This window comes from Alphaproteobacteria bacterium (assembly GCA_030740435.1).
Lineage (GTDB): Bacteria > Pseudomonadota > Alphaproteobacteria > UBA2966 > UBA2966.
In genome coordinates this window covers 1-5,330 of the sequence record JASLXG010000236.1, presented here as the reverse complement: position 1 = coordinate 5,330, position 5,330 = coordinate 1, and the positions used below count along the sequence as shown (strand labels likewise).

Here is a 5,330-nt window from a genome sequence, read left to right as displayed (position 1 = left end):
CGTCTCTCCCTGGCTTAGCCGGACCTCCGCCTCGCGGAGCTTGCCGATAATCTGCTCAACCGTGTGATTCTTCTTCGCCATTTTGCCCTCCTTCAAGCCAACCCAATCCTAACATCCGGGCTGGACCAGTTTTCGGGGGGTAGGCCAGGATGCAACCTCTAAGGGTGGCAACGGCGGCAGGACCATTCCTCTAAATTCCCGCCTCAAGGAGGCGCTCGCAGCATTACTTGCCCAAACACCTCATGAGCCACACATGCCGGTGATACAGACCGAGCGCGAGAGGGAACGTCTTAGAATGGCATCAATGAGGGTTGCTTCGTACCGCCCCGATTTCTTGCTTGGGCACACTTCGTCGCGGTAGCGCATAAGCAAATCGCCAAGGGTCGTCAGCCCGTCTTGCTCCTGGTAACTCGCCAACTCACCACGGTCGGCCAGAACCTCGATCCTGCGCCCCCACTCCTGGGCGTCGCCTCTCCGAAGGAACGTCCTGCTGACGGCAGCTACGCCCTTTCGCCTGACTTGAACCTGCCATTTGTCGCCACGTTTCCTGAGCGAAGCCACGGTTTTTTGCCTCCAGCTGTGACACATGTGTGACAGCGGAAGGACAATGCTTGCGCGCAAATAGCGCTAAGTCTTTGAAAGAAAATGGAGCGGGCGATGAGATTCGAACTCACGACTTCAACCTTGGCAAGGTTGCGCTCTACCCCTGAGCTACGCCCGCGCCGGGGTCCGGGACCGGCCCGGAGATCGAGGCCCGGTATATAACCCCTGCCGCGCCGGCTTGGCAAGGGCGCCGGCAAGCCGGCTCAGGCCCGGAGGTCTTCGCGCAACTGCTGTCGCAGGCGTTCGATGTGGTCGCCCGAGGGGCGCCGCATGGCGTTGGCCCGGGAAACGCGGCGGCTGCCCAGACGCCGGCCCAGGCCGATGGCAACGACCAACAAGACGACGGCGGTGCCAGCGTACATAGATAGGGTGGCTTCCATGATTGTTCCCTGTTATTCCCTGTTATTCCCCGTAGGTTTTCCTTGGCTGGTCTCCCTCACACCCCACCTCGGCCTCATGTGGGCCATTTCATACCCAAAAGCCACGAAGATTCCGTAAAGACGGCAGCCGCGTGCCTTTTCACGGTGCGACGCAGGCCGTGACCCGGTGGGAAATGCGGGCTAGAGTCGACCGAGCGCCCGCCCTTGCCCCGGGCCGGGGCGGCCCCCATCTTTGGTAGCAATCGAATCCCCAGCAGCCAGCAGGCAGAAAAGACCAATCCATGGAGCAGATTATCGGTGAAGGCACGGCGCCGGGCGCGGACGCGGCCGGGCTGATCAAGGAGAGCGATACCAAGGGTTTCGTTGCCGATGTCATCGAGGCCTCGCGCCAGGTGCCGGTGATCGTCGACTTCTGGGCGCCTTGGTGCGGCCCCTGCAAACAGCTGACGCCGGCGTTGGAGAAGGTGGTCAAGGCGGCCGGCGGCCAAGTCAAGCTGGTCAAGGTGAATGTCGACGAGAACCCCGAGATCTCGGCCCAGTTGCGCATCCAGTCGATCCCCACCGTGTTTGCCTTCAAGGACGGCCAGCCGGTCGACGGCTTCATGGGGGCGGTGCCGGAAAGCCAGGTCAAGGACTTCGTCGAGCGTTTGGCCGGTGCCATCGGGCCGACGCCGGTGGAAGAGGCGCTGGCGCAGGCGGCGACGCTTTACCAGGCGGGCGAGGTTGCCGCCGCGGCCGGGCTCTACGGCCAGGTGCTCAAGCAGGAGCCCGGCGATGCCGTGGCGGCGGCCGGGCTGGCGCGCTGCTACCTCGACAGCAACGACCATGAGCGGGCCCAGCAGACCCTCGACATGGTGGCGCCCGACCAGGCCGAGCACGCCGAGGTGGCCAGCGTGCGCGCCGCGCTCGCCTTGGCCCAGGAGGCCCAAGAGGCCGGCCAGGCCGGCGACCTGGGCGAGTTGCAGGCCCGGCTGGAGGCCAATGCCAACGATCACCAGGCGCGCTACGACCTGGCGCTTGGCCATCTCGCCGCCGGCCAGCGCCAGGCCGCCGTCGACGAGTTGATGGAGATCGTGCGGCGCGACCGCAAGTGGAACGACGAGGCCGCGCGCCAGCAGCTGCTCAAGCTCTTCGACGCCTTCGGCGCTAGCGACGAGGTCACCGTGGAGGGCCGCCAGCGGCTCTCCTCGATCCTCTTCTCGTGACCCTGCTCCCCGAAATCGGCTTCGATCGGCTGGCCCGGCTGGTGCCGCTCTTTCCGCTGGCCGGGGCGCTGCTGCTGCCGCGCGGGCACCTGCCGCTCAACGTCTTCGAGGGGCGCTATTTGCAAATGGTGCGGGACGCCATGGAAACCCAGCGCATCATCGGCATGGTCCAGCCCACCGACCCCCAAACCCGCGACGAACAGCCGGCGCTCTACCGCACCGGCTGCCTGGGGCGCATATCGGAATTCAGCTCCACCGAGGACGGCCGTTTTCTCATTACCCTCACCGGGCTCTGCCGTTTTGCCCTAGTCGACGAGTTGCCGCTGGAGCGGACCTACCGGCGCGCCCTGGTAAGCTATGCCCGTTTCCGCCGCGATCTCGAGCCGGAAGACGGCACGGAGGTCGATCGCGAAGCCCTGCTGCAGGCGCTGCGGGGCTATCTCGACATCTTCGACGTCGACGCCGATTGGCGCACCCTGGACCAGGTTTCGAGCGAGATTCTGATCACTTCGCTGGCCATGCTCTGTCCCTTTGCGCCGCCCGAGAAGCAGGCGCTCTTGGAGGCGCCGGCGCTGGCTGAACGAGCCCGGGTGCTGACGGCGCTCTTGGAATTCGCCGGCCGCCAGAGCGGCGACCCGGCCCCCCTGCAATAGCCCCCCGATCGTCCATCCCGGAGCCGAACCATGGCCGAAAGCCACACCGTCGACCCCAAGCTGCTGGAGATCCTGGTCTGCCCGCTGACCAAGGGGCCGCTCGATTACGATGCCGAAAACCAGGAACTGATCAGCCGCCAGGCCAAACTCGCCTACCCCATCCGTGATGGCATCCCGATCATGCTGGTGGACGAGGCGCGCCAGCTCGAGGACTAGCATTCGAGGAATGACATTCGAGGAATGACCGTGAACGCCACCCCCCGCCCCACCGAGATCCGCCTGAAAAAGCAGGATCACCTGCTCGAGGTCGACTTCGACAACGGCACTTCGTACCAACTGCCGGCCGAATACCTGCGCGTCGAAAGCCCCTCGGCCGAGGTCCAGGGCCATGGCCCCGGTCAGAAAACGCTGGTCACCGGGCGGCGCCACGTCAACATCGTCGCCGTCGAGCCGGTGGGCCACTATGCCGTGCGCCTGGTCTTCGACGACCTGCACGACACCGGCATCTATTCCTGGCAGGTCCTGGCCGAGTTGGGCCGCCACCAGGAAACGCTGTGGCCGGCCTGCCTGGCCGCCATCGAGGAGGCCGGGCTGAGCCGGGATCCCTAGCGGGACTGATGCGCCGCGATGGGGATCACGTTCTTAGCGGCCGCGCCGGCCGGCCGGCCGGTTAGCCGGCGCGCTCCAGGATCAGTCTGTTGGAAAGCAAACTGATCCGGGCCAGGCGGTCGGCAAACCGGCCCCGATTGGCACAGGTCTCAAGGAAGAAGAAAACTGAGTTTCTCAAGGACTGGAGGTAGAGGTCCAGGTCGTCGCCCTGCCAGCGGTGCCGGACCGGCGGTGCGGTGAACAGTCCCCGGTCGTCGAAGGTGTTGCGGGGGCCGTATAGCGTGACCGTGTTGTCGATCTGCTCGACTGTTCCGTTGGCGAAAACCAAGGTGGTGCTGTCGACGTGTGGCGCGGCGTAGGAGCTGCGGACGGTGGCATGGCTGCCGCTCTCGAAGTGCAGGGTTGCGAAGCTGGTGTCGGGGGCGCTGCCGGTGCCGGCGGAATTAGAGATTCGGAAATCAAAATCCCGGAGGTCGCCCAAGTGGTAGAGGAAGAGATCGATGTGATGTATGGCCACGGTTTCCAGCACCCCGTTGGGATGCCGGGCGATGTCGCTGCGCCACGACCCAGGATACTGATCCTTGTAGGCTAGGCCGTGCGTCACCGTGGCATCGGCAAACAGCAGCTCCCCCAGCTCGTGCTTGTCGGGTGCCGCCAGGATCTCCGAGAGCAGCCCGAAGCGGTGATTGAAATTGAAGAATATCCGCCCGGGATCGAAAGCGAAGCGGTCTATTTCCTGCAGGCTGGCAAAAGGCGGTTTTTCGCAAAATACGTAGCCCTCATAGTCCTTGAGGCGCTCGACGTATTCGAAGTGGCTGTCGTTGGGCGAGCAAAGAAAGATGCAGTCGCAGTCCAGCAGGGAATCGAAAGCCTTGGTGCGGCGGAGATCGGGGCCGGTTTTGCTGGGATGGAAGATCTTTCTGACGGCGGCGGCCGGCCATTCCTCGACGACCTGGAGCAGCCGCGCCGCGTGGTTTCGATAGCCGATGAAGCCAACGTTGAGCATGACAGGTGGTGATCCCGAAGCCCGGGCCGGAAGCGGCCTATGGTGGCCAGTGTGCCCTGGACGCGCCGCCGCAGCCAGGGCCGGATGGTCCGACCCGACGTCAGGGTCTTCAGGTGCGGCCGCTGGTGTCGAATGTCGAGCCACTCGACTCGGTGAACTGGTCGAGGTGCTGCAGGGTCATCCGACCTTGTTCGTAGTTCTCGAATTCGGCCACATCGCCGCCGAAAAGTTGGATCCAACTGCGCGGCATTTCTCTGGCGTAGAACTCGGCCAGCTCTTGGTTGGCCTGCTGAAACATCCGTGCAACCTGTTCGCCAGGCAGGTCGGTCATGTTGACCGGCAACTGGTCGAGCGACCAGTCCTGACTGATGTAGCGGTCGTAGAAGTCCTGGTCGTTCTTGATGCGGCCAGTTTGCTTGCACCAGTCGTAGAGCGCCGTTCCCGGGAAGGGTACGCAGCCGAAGATTTTCTGGGTGCGAAATTCGTCGTAGGAAATGTCTTTGACCAACTGCACCGAATCGCGCAGCGACACCTCGTCCTCGCCAGGTTGGCCGAACATCAGGCCGAACTCGAGGAATATACCGGCCTCGCGCGTCAACATGACGGTTTCGTGAATCTGCCCTAGGGTCCGTTGACAATTAACGCAAATCAATGATGGTGGCGACGAGGCTCAAGTTTGCGGCATAGCTTGTGTCGGTTTTGTCGTAGCGCGTACCCGCGCTCGTGCCTGTTCGATCAGCGCCAGCAGCTTGTCGCAGTCACCCGCACCAATGTCGTAATGCGACAAGCGATCACGGTCTGGACTATGAATACACACCAGCCAACCTTTCAGGCTCAGTTCGATCGCCACGAAAAATGTGGCAGACTGTTCCCT

Annotated in this window: 8 protein-coding genes and 1 tRNA gene; 4 read left to right on the top strand and 5 right to left on the bottom strand. The window is 63.6% G+C overall.

Translation table 11 applies throughout. From position 1 onward, the window contains the following. Window positions 1–646: 646 nt before the first annotated feature. Window positions 647–721: transfer RNA gene (locus tag QGG75_22255), tRNA-Gly, on the bottom strand. An 85-nt stretch (window positions 722–806) separates the two neighbouring features. Continuing rightward, entirely contained in the window at window positions 807–983 is a 177-nt protein-coding gene (locus QGG75_22250) for a hypothetical protein (GenBank protein ID MDP6069946.1), read from the bottom strand. A 281-nt stretch (window positions 984–1,264) separates the two neighbouring features. Here QGG75_22250 and trxA point away from each other — a divergent pair, with 281 nt between their 5' ends. The 4 genes from trxA to QGG75_22230 are packed head-to-tail and all read left to right on the top strand — an operon-like array spanning window position 1,265 to window position 3,450. Continuing rightward, complete coding sequence (gene trxA / locus QGG75_22245) at window positions 1,265–2,188, top strand: thioredoxin (protein ID MDP6069945.1); 924 nt, start codon at window positions 1,265–1,267, stop codon at window positions 2,186–2,188. After that, window positions 2,185–2,841, top strand: a complete 657-nt coding sequence (locus QGG75_22240) for an LON peptidase substrate-binding domain-containing protein (GenBank protein ID MDP6069944.1) — start codon at window positions 2,185–2,187, stop codon at window positions 2,839–2,841. Before trxA ends, QGG75_22240 begins: the two co-directional genes overlap by 4 nt. Window positions 2,842–2,871: 30 nt before the next feature. Continuing rightward, on the top strand, window positions 2,872–3,057 hold the full coding sequence (locus tag QGG75_22235; GenBank protein MDP6069943.1) for a Trm112 family protein: 186 nt from the start codon (window positions 2,872–2,874) through the stop codon (window positions 3,055–3,057). A gap of 24 nt (window positions 3,058–3,081) precedes the next feature. Beyond that, the gene (locus QGG75_22230; protein MDP6069942.1) at window positions 3,082–3,450 is read left to right on the top strand and encodes a DUF971 domain-containing protein; all 369 of its coding nucleotides are present in this window, start codon (window positions 3,082–3,084) and stop codon (window positions 3,448–3,450) included. 61 nt (window positions 3,451–3,511) lie between these two features. On the opposite strand, the gene QGG75_22225 is transcribed toward QGG75_22230, so the two are convergent. From QGG75_22225 to QGG75_22215, 3 genes are all read right to left on the bottom strand, one after another. Continuing rightward, window positions 3,512–4,456: a Gfo/Idh/MocA family oxidoreductase gene (locus tag QGG75_22225; GenBank protein MDP6069941.1), complete on the bottom strand. Its 945-nt coding sequence runs from the start codon at window positions 4,454–4,456 to the stop codon at window positions 3,512–3,514. Between the two features lie 109 nt (window positions 4,457–4,565). Continuing rightward, the gene (locus QGG75_22220) at window positions 4,566–5,057 is read right to left on the bottom strand and encodes a hypothetical protein (GenBank protein ID MDP6069940.1); all 492 of its coding nucleotides are present in this window, start codon (window positions 5,055–5,057) and stop codon (window positions 4,566–4,568) included. A gap of 69 nt (window positions 5,058–5,126) precedes the next feature. Further along, window positions 5,127–5,330 (bottom strand): IS110 family transposase (locus QGG75_22215; GenBank protein MDP6069939.1); only part of this gene is annotated, 204 nt, incomplete at its 5' end.

Bases quoted from the DNA above. Each gene is read 5' to 3' on its own strand.
- QGG75_22250 (MDP6069946.1), bottom strand. From the start codon at position 983: ATGGAAGCCACCCTATCTATGTACGCTGGCACCGCCGTCGTCTTGTTG.
- trxA (MDP6069945.1), top strand. From the start codon at position 1,265: ATGGAGCAGATTATCGGTGAAGGCACGGCGCCGGGCGCGGACGCGGCC.
- QGG75_22235 (MDP6069943.1), top strand. From the start codon at position 2,872: ATGGCCGAAAGCCACACCGTCGACCCCAAGCTGCTGGAGATCCTGGTC.
- QGG75_22230 (MDP6069942.1), top strand. From the start codon at position 3,082: ATGACCGTGAACGCCACCCCCCGCCCCACCGAGATCCGCCTGAAAAAG.
- QGG75_22225 (MDP6069941.1), bottom strand. From the start codon at position 4,456: ATGCTCAACGTTGGCTTCATCGGCTATCGAAACCACGCGGCGCGGCTG.
- QGG75_22220 (MDP6069940.1), bottom strand. From the start codon at position 5,057: ATGTTGACGCGCGAGGCCGGTATATTCCTCGAGTTCGGCCTGATGTTC.